At 57.5% G+C, this 16884-nt stretch carries 17 protein-coding genes; all 17 read left to right on the top strand.

Annotated features, from left to right (window positions below; translation table 11 throughout):
• Positions 1 to 78: 78 nt before the first annotated feature.
• The 17 genes from IPM59_05880 (at position 79) to IPM59_05800 (ending at position 16854) form a co-directional block, all read left to right on the top strand.
• Positions 79 to 1158: a chitosanase gene (locus tag IPM59_05880; GenBank protein MBK9215114.1), complete on the top strand. Its 1080-nt coding sequence runs from the start codon at positions 79 to 81 to the stop codon at positions 1156 to 1158.
• A 45-nt stretch (positions 1159 to 1203) separates the two neighbouring features.
• Complete coding sequence (locus IPM59_05875) at positions 1204 to 1383, top strand: hypothetical protein (protein MBK9215113.1); 180 nt, start codon at positions 1204 to 1206, stop codon at positions 1381 to 1383.
• A 166-nt stretch (positions 1384 to 1549) separates the two neighbouring features.
• A complete protein-coding gene (locus IPM59_05870; GenBank protein ID MBK9215112.1) occupies positions 1550 to 1933 on the top strand; it encodes a hypothetical protein in 384 nt (127 codons plus the stop codon).
• On the top strand, positions 1845 to 2384 hold the full coding sequence (locus IPM59_05865) for a hypothetical protein (GenBank protein ID MBK9215111.1): 540 nt from the start codon (positions 1845 to 1847) through the stop codon (positions 2382 to 2384). Before IPM59_05870 ends, IPM59_05865 begins: the two co-directional genes overlap by 89 nt.
• Positions 2381 to 4342, top strand: a complete 1962-nt coding sequence (gene terL / locus IPM59_05860; protein MBK9215110.1) for a phage terminase large subunit — start codon at positions 2381 to 2383, stop codon at positions 4340 to 4342. Before IPM59_05865 ends, terL begins: the two co-directional genes overlap by 4 nt.
• 630 nt (positions 4343 to 4972) lie before the next feature.
• On the top strand, positions 4973 to 5284 hold the full coding sequence (locus IPM59_05855; GenBank protein ID MBK9215109.1) for a DUF4258 domain-containing protein: 312 nt from the start codon (positions 4973 to 4975) through the stop codon (positions 5282 to 5284).
• A 15-nt stretch (positions 5285 to 5299) separates the two neighbouring features.
• Positions 5300 to 5983 (top strand): type II toxin-antitoxin system MqsA family antitoxin, encoded by a 684-nt coding sequence (locus tag IPM59_05850; GenBank protein MBK9215108.1) that lies wholly within the window; start codon positions 5300 to 5302, stop codon positions 5981 to 5983.
• Positions 5952 to 6416 (top strand): protein-export chaperone SecB, encoded by a 465-nt coding sequence (locus IPM59_05845; protein ID MBK9215107.1) that lies wholly within the window; start codon positions 5952 to 5954, stop codon positions 6414 to 6416. The genes IPM59_05850 and IPM59_05845 overlap by 32 nt, the downstream gene beginning before the upstream one ends.
• A gap of 103 nt (positions 6417 to 6519) precedes the next feature.
• Positions 6520 to 7935: a phage portal protein gene (locus IPM59_05840; protein MBK9215106.1), complete on the top strand. Its 1416-nt coding sequence runs from the start codon at positions 6520 to 6522 to the stop codon at positions 7933 to 7935.
• A 224-nt stretch (positions 7936 to 8159) separates the two neighbouring features.
• Positions 8160 to 8609 (top strand): hypothetical protein, encoded by a 450-nt coding sequence (locus IPM59_05835; protein MBK9215105.1) that lies wholly within the window; start codon positions 8160 to 8162, stop codon positions 8607 to 8609.
• A gap of 141 nt (positions 8610 to 8750) precedes the next feature.
• A complete protein-coding gene (locus IPM59_05830) occupies positions 8751 to 9602 on the top strand; it encodes a P22 coat protein - protein 5 domain protein (GenBank protein MBK9215104.1) in 852 nt (283 codons plus the stop codon).
• Positions 9603 to 9677: 75 nt separating this feature from the next.
• Positions 9678 to 9995 carry a hypothetical protein gene (locus IPM59_05825; GenBank protein ID MBK9215103.1) on the top strand — a complete coding sequence of 106 codons (318 nt, stop codon included), beginning with the start codon at positions 9678 to 9680 and terminating at the stop codon, positions 9993 to 9995.
• Between the two features lie 9 nt (positions 9996 to 10004).
• Complete coding sequence (trmFO, locus tag IPM59_05820) at positions 10005 to 11519, top strand: methylenetetrahydrofolate--tRNA-(uracil(54)-C(5))-methyltransferase (FADH(2)-oxidizing) TrmFO (GenBank protein MBK9215102.1); 1515 nt, start codon at positions 10005 to 10007, stop codon at positions 11517 to 11519.
• 95 nt (positions 11520 to 11614) lie between these two features.
• Entirely contained in the window at positions 11615 to 12349 is a 735-nt protein-coding gene (locus IPM59_05815) for a sulfite exporter TauE/SafE family protein (protein ID MBK9215101.1), read from the top strand.
• A 74-nt stretch (positions 12350 to 12423) separates the two neighbouring features.
• Positions 12424 to 13494 carry a VWA domain-containing protein gene (locus tag IPM59_05810; GenBank protein ID MBK9215100.1) on the top strand — a complete coding sequence of 357 codons (1071 nt, stop codon included), beginning with the start codon at positions 12424 to 12426 and terminating at the stop codon, positions 13492 to 13494.
• 58 nt (positions 13495 to 13552) lie between these two features.
• Entirely contained in the window at positions 13553 to 14458 is a 906-nt protein-coding gene (gene xerC / locus IPM59_05805; protein MBK9215099.1) for a tyrosine recombinase XerC, read from the top strand.
• Between the two features lie 128 nt (positions 14459 to 14586).
• Entirely contained in the window at positions 14587 to 16854 is a 2268-nt protein-coding gene (locus IPM59_05800) for a S9 family peptidase (protein ID MBK9215098.1), read from the top strand.
• Positions 16855 to 16884 lie beyond the last annotated feature (30 nt).

Here is a 16884-nt window from a genome sequence, read left to right as displayed (position 1 = left end):
GCGAGGGAAATCTCGACTTATGAAAGGCTCGCCCCATTTCGTCCGGCTGTTTTATCTTATAGCACTATTCCGTTTCATATGCAAGACGTCCATTCACATACGCAGACTTTTTCTGAAGAAGATAAGCTCAAGGCACTATCGATCATCAACATCTTTGAGACCTCGCGGCCGATGGGCGACGCAGCAGCCGTGGCGGTGCTTGATGACGGTGCGGGCGTGTCGTACGGCATCGCGCAGTTCACACATCGGTCGGGCTCGCTGGCGGCCGTGGTCGATGAATATCTCGCGACCGGCTGCCCCGTCGCACGCGAAATTCTCTTTGAGAAGAGGCCGCTGCTCGGCCGCCGAACACCGGCCGCGATCGAACGACTTGCTGCCGACACGCGGTTCAAACGCGCCCTCGAGGCCGCCGCTGTTACGGTTGAGATGAAAACCGCGCAGCGCGAAACGGCGTTTCGGCTGTATCTCAATCCCGCAATCGATATATGTGAACGGCGCGGCTTCGTATTGCCGTTATCACTCGCAGTCGTTTACGACGGCGTCGTGCACGGGGCGTTTGACCGCCTCGCGGAAAAGACGCAAGCCGACACCGAAAAGGCATGGATCATGTCCTACGTCCGCCGCCGCCACCTGTGGCTGACGAATATCGCACGGCTAAAGAAGACCGCATACCGGACACGCTTTTTTCTCGAACAACTCGCGATCGGCAATTGGGAATTGCGGCTGCCGATGAATGTGAATGGTTTTCGGTTAGCAGAAGCGTCGTTGGCAAACAGGGCAGAACCCCCTGCGTCAGCAGGGGGCATTCAAGTTGAGCCTGCGACGGCGCCCGTTGGCGACAACGCTGACACCGCCGCCACGCCTGCTCCGCCCGCTCACGCAGACGGTTCTGCCCTGAATGCCGCGGTCGACCAGTTCGACCGCGTTGACTCGATCGTAAGCGGCGTCATCCATCGCACCGATCGCGTGAAATCGCTCTGGACGACCGTCGGCGGCACGCTCTGGCAAGCCGCGTGGGCCGTATTCGGCTTCCTCGCGGGCCTGCCCCGCGAAGTCTGGATCGTCGTCGCCCTGATCGCGGGACTTCTGACAGTGATGTTCCTTTACCGCCAGATCATTCTCGGAAACATCCGCGAACAGTCAGAACCGCCTGCGTAAGCGGGCGGCCAGTTCGTCACAAATGCGAACGCCCCGGAGAAAGTTATGAACGATATGAAGAACGCCCTGTTAGCCTGGCTCAGCTCGACGCCTTCGCTCGTCGCTGCGGCCGATCCGATAACGATAATCTCAGCCATCATCGTGCCGGTCGTGCTCTTCACGCTCGGCAAAACGGTCGATGTGCTGATCCAACTGTATGTCACCAAGCGACGACGACGTGACTAGCGCGAGCTTGCTCGTCTATTTGCGGAAAAGCTCTGCTTTTCCGTAAAGCGTTTCTCTGCTGTTGCGGCTATGCCGCCGCCCGGCGGAGGCAAGCCTCAAGAGTTTTTTGGAAGCTAGCCGGAAAAGCAGAGCTTTTCCGCAAATAGGGCGGCAAGCCGCAAGAGATATGAAACCACTCACGAAAACATACATCGCCATCGCCGCCGCCGTCCTGCTCGCGGCCACCATCGCCTGGCTCTGGTCAAATCACAGAATTGCCAAGCTCGAAGGTGCGTCCCGCGATGCGATGCAGCGTGCTGAGGCATTAGAACAACGCGCGGCCCAGAAAGAAGCCGAGGCAGGCCAATACCGACAAAAGATCGAATACATCGAGAGCCGGCTCGCCGGTATTCGCTCGATCGCAATTAAACAAGATGAAGAACTCAAAAAACTCAATTCTATTAGCAATAACGCTCGCTCTGATGTCGAACGCGCTCGCCGCACAAGGCCAGTCGCCGTCACCAATACCGAACTCTGCCAAAAGCTCGCCGACCTCGGGCACGGCTGCTAGGGCAGAACCCCCTGCGTCAGCAGGGGGCGTTCAGGCGGAGCAGAGATCAACGTCGTCGCTGAGCGACCGCGTTGATGTCGGCAAACGTTCCGTGCCACCCGCTTACGCGGGCGGTTCTGCCCTGTCTGCCTGCAGCGCGGCCGCTGACGAACTCAACGCGAGCCGCGTCCTGATCGACGCGCTCGACGCCGAGAACGCGGCCTTAAAGTCACGCCTCGCGACCGAACAGCAGCTCAGTTCGCTGTTGACCGAGCTAAACGACACTCGCCGCGCCGAGAACGACGCCCTACGCACGACCGTTGCCGCCAAAAACGAGACCATCGCCGCCAAGGACGCCGCGATAGCTTCTCGGGACAAACTGATCGAGGCCCTAAAACGCAAACGCCCGTCCCCATGGCGCCGCCTCGGCGACATCCTCATCGGCGCCGCGGCGATAGCGGTATTGAAATGAACGAACCGAGACCATGGCGGTGGCATTCGCCCGAAGAGGTACGTGCGGCGGCCGAGCTTTACAGAGAATACGGCCCGGCAAATCGCGGTCTCATCGTTCGCGGGATGATCGCGAAAGGCTGGCTCGAATTCAGGCTTTCCGACATCGTCGGGCGGCCGCACCGAGGTTTCGACGGGCTCGAAAAGCTTCACGGCTGGCTCGACGAATGGCGGGCGGCTCATCCCGAACAGCAACAAAAACTCCTCACGGTGCGCATGCCCGAATTATCGGGCGAGGCCGCACCAGATGGCCCCGCGGCCGCGGCTCCCGAGCCTGCCGCTGCGGTTGCGGGGCCTTCTCCGCCGTCGGCGGCCAATCAGGACCTGCCGACTTGGCTCGAAGCCATTCGTCCGCGGTGGAAGTGGCGTTGGAAATTCCAACTGTACGTTTACAACGAACTCGACAAGCTCACGACGGCACGCAGCGACCGGCTGATGATCTTTATGCCGCCGCGACACGGCAAATCGGAGCTTGTGACGGTTGGTTACGCGGCGTGGCGACTGGCCCGCGACGCACGGCTGCGGATCATCGTCGGCAGCTACAACCAGCGGCTCGCGAACCGCTTTTCGCGGCGGATCAAGGCCATGTATCTCAGTGCGACAAAATCCGGCGACACCGACGAGCCGCAACTTACCGTGAACGCGATGGACGAATGGGAAACGCCACAGGGCGGCGGCGTAAAGGCCGTCGGCGTCGGTTCGGGCGTCACGGGTTTTGGCGCGGACCTGATCATCATCGACGACCCGATCAAAAGCCGCGCCGATGCCGAGAGCAAGAACAATCGCGAGCGTATCTGGGAATGGTTCACCGACGACCTGATGACACGGCTCGAACCCGGCGGCGCGGTGATATTGATACAGACTCGATGGCACGAGGACGACTTAGCTGGCCGATTGCTCGGCCCGCAAATGCAAAATTCAAAATGCAAAATGCAAAATGGCAGGAAAAAGCGTGACAAATGGAACGTCGTGTGCCTTCCGGCCCTCGCTGAGGGCGAGCCAAAGTCCCTGAAGGGGACAAATATAATAGCCCAAGGTAAGGCCTCGGGCCGCAACCCTGGGAACAGTCACAACAACGATCCCGACCCTGTAGGGGTCGAACATGCCGCAAGCGATCTTGCTCCCCTACAGGGAGCCGACGACGTTGTGCGCGATGTTCCTGGGGTTAATCTCGCTACGCTCGAACACCCCGGGCTATTAAATGTGTCACCTACGGCGACAGGAAAAAGACCGCGCGATCCTTTGGGCCGTCGGCCCGGGCAGGCCCTTTGCCACGAACGCTTTCCGCGTCGCGAATTACTCCGCAAACAGCTTGAGATGGGATCGTATTCGTTCTCGGCGTTGTATCAGCAGAGCCCGCTGCCGGCGGAGGGAGCGCTTTTCAAGCGCGAATGGTTTACGCGGATCGTCATATCGGCCCCGCCGCATCTTCGCTGGTGTCGCGGCTACGATCTGGCCGTCTCGACCAAGACGTCGGCCGATTACACGGCGAGCTTTCGCTGCGCGCTCGACAAAAGCACCGGCGACCTCTATATCGCGGACGGTTTTCGCGCACGGATCGAATACCCCGAGCAGCGTCGCTACATCACGGACCGAATCCGCGACGAACGCGACACCGAGCACGGCATCGAACTCGCCCTGCACGGACAGGCCTTTATGCAGGAACTGTGGCGCGAAACGGGCCTCAGCCGCTTCGCCTTTCGCGGCGTCCGCGTCACCACAGACAAATTCACCCGCGCCCTAGCCTGGGCCAACCGCGCCGAAGCCGGCCGTGTCGTCCTGGTCTCAGGCCCCTGGATCGCCGACTTCCTCGACGAAATATGCACCTTCCCCAACGCCGCCCACGACGACCAACTAGACTCCGTCAGCCTCGCCGTGCAGATGCTCGAAACTCCGAGGAATAGGGCTTGGGCGTTTTGAATGTAACGAGGTCTCTTGTGAGAGAAAATTCGGGGGTTAGACTGTGGCGGCATCAGATCAGTGAAAACCGCCACCGTCTATCGGTTCCTTATGCACGTCGGACAAGCACCCATGTCGTAGCATGGCCGCTCCCCAACGAACATGGCGGGAACCTGTTGTTGATCGCCAGCGGAATGGTGTTTGACGGATGTGTCTGGCATCTATACACACCACTCACCTTACATGTTTCACCGGTTCTACCGGACATATGTTTCTCTTGGTGGACTGTCTGGGCCTTGCAACGGGGAGGAGTTTGGTCTACCGTGAAATGGGTTTATCCAAACTCGGCCGCTTTCGCATCCCTCAGACTCTCCAAGGTACAAGGGGATGCGAAGGCGGTTTCACCTTAAACATTACAATTGTTCTCCATCTAAGGACAGATTGTCAAGTAAGCATGATATTTTGTCATGAGGCTCTTCTTGGCAACGCGTAGTCAGACATCGGAGTCTTATCTACCGATGGACTTGACAAGATGTCAAAAATAGTTGACAATCTGTCAATTCAAGATTTACGATTTCAATAGGAGAAGCAAACAAGCTTGCTTTTTCGGTCAAAAAGTAGCATTATGACCAGCCAAACAGGTTCCCCGACATGGCTGCTCCTTATCCTCCTCGAAAAGCCCTTGATCTTATTCGAAAAATCCTCAATGAAGGCGGGTATATCGCCCCGAGCCGCCGTCATGCCCGACAGGGCCGCATGTCGGAACGAGATGTCGATATGCAGGATCTCGAAATTCTCTTATTAGAAACAGGGACAATCACGAGAAAGGCTGAATGGGAAGATGACCACCAAAACTATAAATATCGAGTCGAAGGTAAGGACGATTACGGAGACGACCTCACCGCTATTGTAGTGATTGATGAAACCAACTGGCGCATAAAGGTCGTAACAGTTTTTGACTAGGTTTGGAGATTTTTTATGGATTGCACAGAATGCGGAAATGACATTGTCCTGGTAAAGAAAACCAAGGTTCACTACAACGGAATTCGCGTTGCAGATGTGTACCTTCGGAATTGTGAAGTAGAGGTGTGCCGACATTGCGGCGCCGAATTCCCGGTGGTTCGAAACATTAAACAAGTCCATCTTGCGATAGCAAGGGCCATAGCATTACAGGCGGCACGACTTACGGGGGAAGAGGTCAGGTTCCTGCGTCGTTCCCTTCGTATGACGGTCGCCGAATGGGCTGCTCGCATTGGAATTGCCCCAGAAACATTCTCTAGGTGGGAAAATGGTCGGTCGCCGGCTCAACAGGTTGAAAAACTCGCGCGGATCGATTTTCTGGCTCGCGCGTCGTCCGGTCAAATGTCGGGTTTCGAATTGTCCGACATGATCGCTGAAACGTTGACAACACAGCTCTCAGAACAGCGAGAATCGGCGATTGTAATCGATGTAGAGGATCTCGATTCTAAGCCACGATACGAGAGTCTCACCTCGCCAGAAATGATCACCCCAAGCTTCGCTCATGTTGAAGCATTAACATTGGGTGTTGTCCGTCTAGCGAATGTCAAACTGGCTCGAAGTCAATCGGTTTCCCAATTGGCAACGGGCCTTAATTACGGAGAGATTTGCGATGCCAGCCACCCTGTCCCGGTTGCAGCTTAAGCGCTACTTTCTGAAAGAGCTGTCTTACTTTCTTAAGGACAGCTTGGAAAAGGAACCTAGCGCGAAAGATCATGCAAAGACGATTGACTTGGAAATAGGCGACATGACAACGCCTGTGGGACGATCGGGTCGAGAATGGCGCTGTGAGCTTACTATCAAATCTACCAATCCGGAGCCGGAGCATTTTTATGACTTTCGGATTGTGATGGTAGGTTTCTTTAGTATCCATGAAAGTGTCGACACTAAGACCGCGAAAATTATCGCCGAAACGAACGCGCCAGCGATACTGTATTCAACTTCACGCGAAATTGTCGCAACCGTTACCCGGCGAAGCCCTTATCCAGGGACGTTGCTGCCAGCAGTTACCTTCTTGCGGGAGTCAGAGGAGCCGAAACAACCCTCGAAACGACAGCCAACGCCTAAGACCAGGTAATCACTATTAATGAGTATCGCTCCGACGTCGCTAGTAGTGCGCTCGTAATGTCGCATCGATAGGATATCTATGCAGGATTGCATTCATCACGAAACAACAAAATATGAACAAACACATCGAACAAGCAATTGAGAACCTTCGCTCGGCGGCGGTTAGGGTTGAGAGGCCGGAGAGGTATTACGACGGGAGGCATGACCTGAGGTTTGCTACCGAGAAATTTGAGAACACGTTTGGGACGCTGTTCAGGGAGTTTGCACTGAATCTGTGCCCTGCCGTTTGTGACGCGCTGAAGGACAAGCTGCGCATCGTCGGATTCTCCGTCGATGCTGTCAGCGGTCAGCCGTCAGCCGTCAGCGGGAAGAACGAACCACCCCGTCGGCGAAGCGCCGACACCCCTCCTTCTCAAGGAGGGGAGCTTTCGGAGGCTGCCAGCCTGCGGTCCGACGCGCGGGAGATCTGGTCGCGGAATCGGATGGCGCTGCGCGCCGGAGAGGTTCATAAAGAGGTGCTGAAGAATGGCGATGCATATTTGATCGTGTGGCCCGACGGGCAGGGACGCGCGCGGTTTTATCCGAATCGGGCGGCGAACGTCACCGTGGCCTATGACGAAGAGGACGCGGGGCGCATCAACTGGGCGGCGAAGGCGTGGATCGCGGCGGACAAGCATGTGCGGCTGAATTTGTTTTATCCGAATCGGATCGAAAAGTACGTTTCGAAGGAGAAGTCAGAGGGCATTCTGCCGGAGGCGAAATCGTTCGTGCCTTTCGTTCTGAGTTCGCGCTTTAGCGTGCCTGACGGCGAACGCGGGCAAGCTGAAGCTTGGACTCAGAACAATCCTTACGGCGTCGTTCCCGTTTTCCATTTCGCGAATAACGCCGATCTTGGGACGCTTGGGCGGTCGGAGTTGGAGGCGGCGATTCCGGTGCAGGACGGGTTGAATAAAGCGGTGCTGGACATGCTGGTGGCGATGGAGTTTTCGGCCTTTCGGCAGCGGTGGGCGGCCGGTATCGAGGTCGCGACGGACGAGGAAGGCAAGGCCGTCGTGCCGTTTCAGTCGGGCATCGACAAGGTCTGGATGGCCGAGAACCCGAGCGCGCGCTTTGGCGATTTTGAGGCTTCGCAGTTAGACCAGTTCCTGAAAGTAAAAGACAGCTTTCGCACGGACATCGCTTCGGTGACAGGCACGCCGCTGCATTACTTTATGCAGACGACGCGGGCGTTGCCGTCGGGCGAGGCTTTGCGCAAGGCAGAGACGCGCTTCATCGCCAAGGTCCGCGACCGGCAAGAGGCATTCGGCCAGGTGTGGGCCGACGCGATGGAGTTTGCGCTGCGCATCGAGGGCCGCAGCGTTGATTCGAGGTTGATCACCCAATGGGAAGACCCTTCGCCGCTATCTGAGCGCGAGATGCTGGAGAACATTTTGTTGAAACGACGGATCGGCCTGCCGGTCGAGGAAGCTCTCGTCGAGGCCGGCTACGGCGCGGCGGATGCAGATGGAATGACGGAAATCGCCGCGTAGCGGCGGGGTGATTGTAGCCGTGGGTTTGAACCCACGGTTACGGTCGGTTGACCGATCCGTCGCCGATAGCGACGGTTGAAAACGAACGCGGCGGAGATTCAATCGTCGCTATGCGACGAGGACGAAATCTGACGACGTTCCGTGGGTTGAAACCCACGGCTACATTCACGGGACCGCTACGCGGTCGAAAAGAAACGAACGGGCCGCGCGCGGTCGAATGAATTATGAAACAAGAAAAAACACAAGACGATTCGCCTGCACCGGTGGGCGAGGACATTAACACGGAAGAGCAGGGCGAGGACGCGAGTCTCGCGGAGCTTCAAGCCGAGAACGAGCAGCTTAGGGCGGCGATACGCTTTGGGGCGGCTCGGGATACGGTTCTTGAGGAACTGAAGCGGGCCGGGGCGCGTTCGCCCGTGCTGCTGTTCGATTCGGTAAAGGGTGATCTGCAGTTTGACGACGAGGGCAAGCCGGCGAATACGGCAGCCATCGTCGCACGGCTTAAGACGGTATTTCCCGAGCAGTTCGGCAGCGATGCTCCGCGATCGATAGACGGTGGTGCTGGTCTGGTGCGCAAGCCTTCGCTGACACGAGAGGCATTAAAGCGGATGAAGCCGGCGGAGATCGCCGAGCTGGATTGGAGCGAAGTGAAACGCGTGCTCGCGTCAGCTTGATAAGTTGCCACGGGCTTCAGCCCGTGGTGACGATGACCCCGAAACCGGCTATAGCCGAATGCCCTTTTGGGCTAAAGCCCGGTTATTTGTTGAACAGAAGCCACTAGCTAAAGCTAGTGGCAATTGAAAAGAGAAAAGAATATGGCTTTAGATTTTATACCAACAGTTTGGGCGGCGAGATTGCTTGTCGCTTTGGAAAAATCGCTCGTTTACGGGCAATCGATCGTGTGCAACCGCGACTATGAGGGTGAGATCAAGGAGGCCGGCAATACGGTCAAGATCGCGTCCATCGGCGAGGTCACCATCGACGATTACACAAAGGACACAGACATCAGCGAGCCTGAATCGCTGACCGACACGGAGCAAAACCTGCTGATCGATCAGGCGAAGTACTTTAACTTTTACGTCGATTCCATCGACCGCGCGCAGCAGAACGTGAACGTGCTTGACGAGGCGATGCGGCGCTCGGCCTGGGGCCTGCGAGACGTGGCGGACAGCTTTCTCGCCGGCCTGATGGCGGCGGCGGTGCCCGTCGGCAACACCATCGGCTCGACGCTGACGCCCGAGGTGCCGACCAAGGAAACGGCATATGAATACCTGGTCGATCTCGGCGTCAAGCTCGATGAGGCCAACACGCCGATCGACAGCCGATTTGTGGTCGTGCCGGCGTGGTTTCACGGCCTGCTGCTCAAGGACGAGCGGTTCATCAAGGCCGGCACACGCATGTCCGACACCGCGCTAAAGAACGGCGAGGTCGGCGAGGCCGCGGGCTTCGCCATCCTCAAATCGAACAACGTGCCCAACACTTCGGGTGCGAAGTACAAGATCATCGCCGGCCACAGCCGCGGCACGGCCTACGTCGAACAGGTCGTCGACCTGCAAAACTACAAGCCCGAAAAACGCTTCGGCGACGCCGTCAAGGGCCTCCACGTTTACGGCGCGAAGGTCGTCAGGCCGACGTGTTTGGCAATGCTCATTGCTGACAAAGAGTAAACCGAAGGTGTTAGGTACTAGGTGAAAGGTGTTCAGCCTTCTACCTAGCACCTATCACCTCAACACCTATCACCTATGGAACACTTAGACAAACTTAAACTACTAACGGCGTGGGACGCCGAGCCCGCGTTGACCGAGGAAGAGCTTGAGGAAACGCTCGCGGCGGCGGCATTACAGGACGCGAACGGCCTCGCCCCACTTCACGAAGAATGGACGCCGACCTACGACCTCAACGCCGCTGCGGCCGCTGCCTGGCTCATCAAGGCCTCACGCTCGGCAGCATTGGTCGATGAACCGACCGCCGGTGTGGTCACGTCAAAGATATTTGACAACTGCCGTACGATGGCGAGAATATTCGCCGGCAAGCGCGTTACAAGCGTCTCGGTGCGGTAAACTCTCGATGTGGAGTTAGTCAACATCGTCGGCGGCGGCCTCGCGGGCGTTGAGGCTGCCTGGCAGGCGGCGCGGTTGGGTGCAAACGTGCGGCTGTATGAGATGCGGCCCGTGATGCAGACGCCCGCGCACCGCACGGACAAGCTGGCTGAGATCGTTTGCTCGAATTCGCTCAAGTCTGACGAGCCCGGCAGCGCACCATATCTGTTGAAAGAAGAACTCCGCCGCGGCAGCTCGCTCGTGATGGAAGCGGCGGAAGCAACCCGCGTCCCCGCCGGAGCGGCGTTGTCGGTCGACCGCGCGAAATTTGCCGAATACATCACCGAAAAGATCGAGCAGCATCCGCGCATTGAGATAGTTCGCGAAGAGATTCGGAGTGCGGACACTCTTGTCCGCATGGACGCCGCTTCGGCGTCCAGACGTGCCGCGAGTAGGGGTGAACCGAGTGAAACCGACGTACCGTTCGCCGGAGGAACCGGCGATGCGGACAAGAGTGTCCGCACTCCGACCGGCACTCCGACGGTGATCGCCACCGGGCCGCTCACGTCTGACGCACTTACGGCAGACATTATGCGGTTTACGGGCGGCGATCAGTTGTATTTTTACGACGCGATCGCGCCGATCGTGGCGGCGGATTCGATAGATATGTCGGTCGCGTTCAAGGCCGCGAGGTATGGCAAGGGCGGCGACGATTACATCAATTGCCCGATGAATGAGGCGGAATACGCCGCGTTTTACGAGGCGTTGACCGGAGCTATTTCGGTGCCTGTGAAGCGGTTTGAATCGACGCAGTGGTTCGAAGCGTGTTTGCCGCTCGAAGAACTAGCTCGTCGCGGCGTTGATACTTTGCGATACGGCCCGATGAAGCCTAAGGGCCTATATGACCCGCGAACCGGTGCCGAGCCGTACGCCTGTGTTCAGTTGAGGCAAGAAAATCTCATGGCCGACGCGTTTGGCATGGTCGGCTTTCAAAACCACCTGAAATACGGCGAACAGGCGAAAGTTTTGCGGCTGATCCCAGGCCTCGAAAACGCAGAATTCCTGCAATACGGCCAGATACACCGCAACACCTTTATCAACAGCCCAAAGATCCTGAACGAAACGCTCGCGACGCGTGCGAATCCATTTCTCTTCTTCGCCGGCCAGATCACCGGCGTCGAGGGCTACGTCGAAAGCGTCGCCACAGGCTGGCTCGCGGGCCTAAACGCGGTGCGTGCTTTACGCGGCGAGCAAATGCTCGTCGCTCCCGTAACATCCGCGATCGGCGCGTTATGCCGCTACGTATCGAACGTTGAGACAAAGAACTTTCAGCCGGTGAATATAACGTTTGGATTACTTGAGCCGATGCCCGTAGAACTCCGCAAAAAACACCGCAACAAACGCGAACGGCACATGGTCCAGGTCGAACGGGCGTTGAAAGATTGGGATGAGTGGCTTCATCGCGTAGCGATGCCTGAATGTAGCCGTGGGTTTCAACCCACGGAAGGAGCGTTTCCGTTATCCGCGTCGCGTAGCGACGGTTGATTCAATCGTCGCGACGCGACGGTTGGTTTGCGATCCAATTTCCGTGGGTTGAAACCCACGGCTACAATCATCTTGCCGCTACGCGGCCTTCGGATATGGAACCAACGACATTACTAATTATTCTCGCGATCTTCATTGTTGCCGTGCTGTACTCTTCGGTCGGGCATGGCGGGGCATCTGGGTATTTGGCGGTGATGGCGTTCTTTGCCGTGACGCCCGAGCTGACGCGGCCGACGGCGTTGGTGCTGAACCTGTTTGTGGCGTCGATCGGGACGATACAATTCTGGCGGGCCGGGCATTTCAAATGGGGCACGTTCTGGCCGTTTGCCGTGACGTCGATCCCGTTTGCCTTTATCGGCGGAATGATAAAGCTGCCGACAAATGCGTATCGCGTCGTTCTGGGGCTGGTACTGCTGTTTGCGGCGTTTCGGCTGGCGTGGAAATTTGCCTCCGACGATAAAGAGGTCAAGCAGCCGAACCTCGCGGTCGCTCTACTGATCGGCGCGGCCATGGGGCTGCTGTCGGGGCTCGTCGGCGTGGGCGGTGGCATATTCCTGACGCCAGTGCTGCTGTTGATGCACTGGTCCGAGACAAAAACGGCGGCGGGCGTGTCGGCGCTCTTCATCCTCGTGAATTCCGCATCGGGCCTCGCGGGCAATTACTCTCAGGTCAGCGTGCTGCCCGGCGAGGTTTGGTTCTGGGTCGGTGCGGCCGTCGCCGGCGGACTTGTCGGCTCAACATTGGGTGCAAAGAAGTTTGACTCTCTAACGCTCAGGCGCGTGCTGGCGCTGGTGCTGGTGTTAGCGGCGGTGAAGCTGATCGTCGTATAGCGGGCAGGATGCCCGCGTTCCGACGCCGCGAGAGGCATATTTTGGGGACTTTTCGTAATCAAACATTTCGGTTGATGAGTTCTCGCTCCTTCTTCTTTGTTTTAGCATTTTTCGCGTGTTTCGCGGTTAGTTCTCCTGCGCAGTCGGGAAGGGCAAAGCCGACGCCCACGCCGACGCCACGCTCCATCACCGGCCCGTCGGTTGTTAGCTCACCATCGCCAACGCCAAAGCCGGTTGATACGCCGCCCGACAAAAAGGACGATGGCGACGTGATCAAGGTCGCGGCCGCGCTCGTGCCGATACCCGTCTCGGTCACAGACGAGAGCGGCCGCGTTGTGGCGGCATTGAAGCTCATCGATTTTGACCTAAAGATCGACGGCCGGCCTGCGCAGGTCGCTGAGATGTTCCGCTCAGAAGCGCCGATCAGGCTGGCGATGCTTTTCGACAATTCGTCAAGCGTTCTGCTCGCGCGCGAGTTTGAAAAGGATGCGGCAACACGCTTTTTCAAGCGCGTCATTCGCCCCGACAGAGACATGGCCGCGCTGTTCTCGGTTGCCGACTACACACGTCTTGAACAGCCGCTGACCCGCGATCTTTCCCTGCTTACGAAGGCGATCGAGATGTTCCCCGATCCTAAGGGTGCGACGGCGCTGCTCGATGGGATCATCGAGGTTGCGCAATACTTAAAGTCGGCTGAGGGCCGCCGCGTGATCGTGATCGTGTCAGACGGCGAAGACACATATAGTGACCTCAAGACGACGCTCGACGATGTGACGCGCGCCCTGCAGGTGAACGATTGCCAGGTCTATGTCGTGCGCACAAAAGATTTTGAGAACCTGAAGCGGACGGGAGTGCGCGCCGGCAACGCCAACATCCGCACGCTTGCCGCCGAACGCAGAATGCTCGAGATCACACAGCAGACCGGCGGGGCCGTCTATTCGCCTATCGACGAAGACGAAATGAACACCGCCTTTGCCCGTATCGCCGCCGATCTGTCGCAGCAATACGTTCTCAGCTATTACCCTGAGGACGACACCGGCAAGCCGGGCGATCTTCGCACGATCGAGGTCACGGTCAAAGAAAAAGAAAAGCTCACCGTGCGGGCACGCAAGGGTTATTATGTCCCTAAGAAAAATAACCATTAATAATTAGTAATTAGCCAATTAGTAATTATTAATGACAGACAAGCTTTCGCCGGTCATGCTGCAAGAGTCCTTAGTCCAATTCCTCCAACACCTAAAATACGAGCGCAATGTGAGCCCGCATACGCTGCGGAATTACGCATCGGACCTGGGGCAGTTTCAGCAGTTTCTGTTCAATGTCGAGAAGCGTGACGATGTGCCTATCGATCAGATCGACCGACTGACGATACGCGAATGGATGGCGGGCCTTCACGGCGATCATAAGAAGACATCGGTCGCGAGAAAGCTGGCGTCATTAAGAACGTTTTTCCAGTTTCTCGTCCGCGAGGGCAAGCTCGAATCTAATCCCGCAAAGCTCGTCGCCACGCCAAAGATCGAGCGAAAGCTGCCCAACCACCTGTCGATGGAGGACGCCGTGCGGTTTATCGAGACGCCGGATGTCAACACCGACCTAGGCCGGCGCGATAGGGCGATACTTGAGTTTCTGTACGCGACGGGCATTCGCGTGGGCGAGCTGGTCAATATCGACCTCGGCGATGTGGATTTTCGTGAACGCATGGTCCGCGTCACCGGCAAACGAAAGAAACAGAGGATCGTGCCATTCGGCGAGCCTGCCGCACAGGCCGTGATGCACTATCTCGAAGATACTCGCAGCGTTTTTTTGTCGGGTGCTCCCGAGGCCGAGCGAACAAATGCCCTGTTTCTCCACCGCCGCGGCGGCCGTCTGACGACACGATCGGTCGGCCGGATGATCGACAAATACATCCGCCACTGCGCTGATATCCACGACATCTCGCCGCACAGCCTGCGACACACCTTCGCCACGCACCTACTCGACCAAGGTGCCGACCTGCGAGACATCCAGGAACTCCTCGGCCACGCGCGGCTCTCAACTACACAGATCTACACGCAGGTCTCGATGGAAAAGATGATCGAGGTGTATGACAAAGCGCATCCTAAGGCTTAGGAAGTTGGAACACGGATTACACGGATCTTTGGAGAATAAACACGGATGAAGCCAAGGTCAGATCGTCTGTGTTAATCCGTCTTATCCGTGTTTATCCGTGTTCCAATTCTTGGTATTATTCAGAAAATATGAAAAAAATACCCTTGCTCGTTTTTGTCCTTTTTGCGTTTTTCGCGATTTCTCATGGCCAGGATCGGCTGCTGTCGATTGACGACATTTTCTCAACCGACTCGTCGCGGCGGGTCCGCTTTGGCGGGACGCCGGTGTTTGTGCAGTGGGCGGCGGACGGCAAGTCGTTCAAACAGATCGTCGGCGGCAAGCTGATGCGCGTTGATGCCGTTACGGGCAATGCTGCACCGTATTTTAACAGCGACCGGCTGGCGGCTGAGCTGTTACGCATCGGCGTAAAGCAGGACCAGGCGAATGGGCTCGCAAATTCGCCGGGGCTGCAATTCAATGAGACCGAGAGCGGCATCGTGCTGAGCCATGCAGACGATCTGTGGTATTTTGACGTCGCCGCGGGCTCGCTAAAACGGCTGACGAATACGCGGGACGAGGAGCTCGAGCCCGAATTCAGCCCTGATGGCCGTTGGGTCAGCTTTGTGCGCGGCAACAATCTATTTGTGGTCGATATCGCAAAGGCGAATGAAAAACAGCTCACGCGCGACGGCCGCGAAGGCGATAAGGCGATCTATAACGGCTATCTCGACTGGATCTACGAAGAGGAACTCTACGGCCGCGGGCAGAAACGAGGCTATTGGTGGTCGCCGGATTCGAAGTTCATCGCGTTTCTCAGGCTGGATGAGGACAAAGTGCCCAAGTTTATCCTGCCCAATGACATCCCGAATGATCAGAAGGTAGAGACGACTTTCTACCCGCAGGCAGGCGACCCGAACCCGACCGTTAAGCTCGGCATCGCCGATGTCGGCAAGACGGCCCTCGTGCCGAATGCCGGCCGCATCCCGCGGTTAGGCGAACGTCTGCCGCCATCGCTGCAGCGGCTCGGCGACAGCGTGAAATGGGTCGATCTCACCGGCTACAAGCCCGACGACCTGCTCATCGCACGTGTCGCATGGGCCCCCGACAGCAAGAATGTGATGTTCCAGGCCCTCAACCGCGAGCAGACGTCGCTCGACCTCAATTCGGCCGGGCTCAACGGCAAATCTACCAAGGTCCTGAACGAGATGACGCCCGCGTGGGTCGAGGTGTATGACGATCCTGAGTTCATCGGCGACGGTCAAACGGCCGTCTGGCAATCGGCACGCAATGGATTCAAGCACCTGTATCTTTACGACAATGGCGGCCAGCTTGTCCGCCAATTGACGAATGGGAAATGGGAGGTCCGCAACCTGCTGGGCGTTGATGAAAAGAATGGCTGGGCATACTTCTCGGCAAATAAGGACGGCCAGATCAATGATAACGTCTATCGTGTCAGCCTGAACGGCGGCGAGCCTGAGCGCCTGACAAAAGGTGACGGCTGGCATTCGGCGTCGTTCAACAAGGACCATTCGCTCTTTGTCGAGAGCTACTCAGATGCGATGACGCCGACACAGACGCGGCTCTTTCGCGCTGACGGCACCCTCGTGCGCGTCATTAACGAGAACAAGACGGACGTGCTCGGGCGATACAAGCTCAGCAAGCCCGAATTCCTAACGGTCAAGACACAGGACGGCTTTGAGATGGAGGCGATGATGATCAAGCCGCCGAACTTTGACCCGGCGATGAAGTATCCCGTCTTCCAATACACATACGGCGGCCCGCACGCGCCGTCGGTCTATAACCGCTGGGGCGGCAATCGGATGCTCTGGTTCCAGATGCTCGCGCAAAAGGGTTACATCGTCTGGGTCTGTGACAACCGCTCGTCAAGCGGTAAGGGTGAAGAATCGGTTTGGCCCGTGTATAAACGCCTCGGCGAGCTCGAACTTCGCGACATCGAGGACGGCCTCTCGTATCTTAAGGCGCTTCCCTACGTTGACGGCAGCCGTATCGGCCTGCACGGCTGGAGCTATGGCGGATTTATGACGAGCTACGCCCTCACGCACAGCAATTCGTTCAAGATCGGCATCGCCGGCGGCACCGTTTCTGACTGGCACCTCTATGACTCGATCTATACCGAACGCTACATGGCGACGCCGCAGAACAACCGTGACGGCTACGAGAAAACCTCGGTCGTAAGGGCCGCCAAAAACCTCTCAGGCAAGCTGCTGCTCATCCACGGCCAGATCGACGACAACGTCCATATGCAAAACATGACCCAACTTGCCTACGAGCTGCAAAAGGCCGATAAGCAGTTTGAAATGATGTTCTACCCCACCGCCCGCCACGGCCTCAGCAACCCGGCGCAGGTGAAGCACTGGTACACGATGATGACGGAATTTATTTTGAGGAATTTGTAGCTACAGCTCGAGCCGGGACAAGAGTTCGTC

Source organism: Chloracidobacterium sp. (assembly GCA_016715795.1).
Taxonomy (GTDB): Bacteria; Acidobacteriota; Blastocatellia; order Pyrinomonadales; family Pyrinomonadaceae; genus OLB17.
Note: the sequence above shows the minus strand (reverse complement) of the source record. Positions and strands in the feature narration are given on the sequence as shown.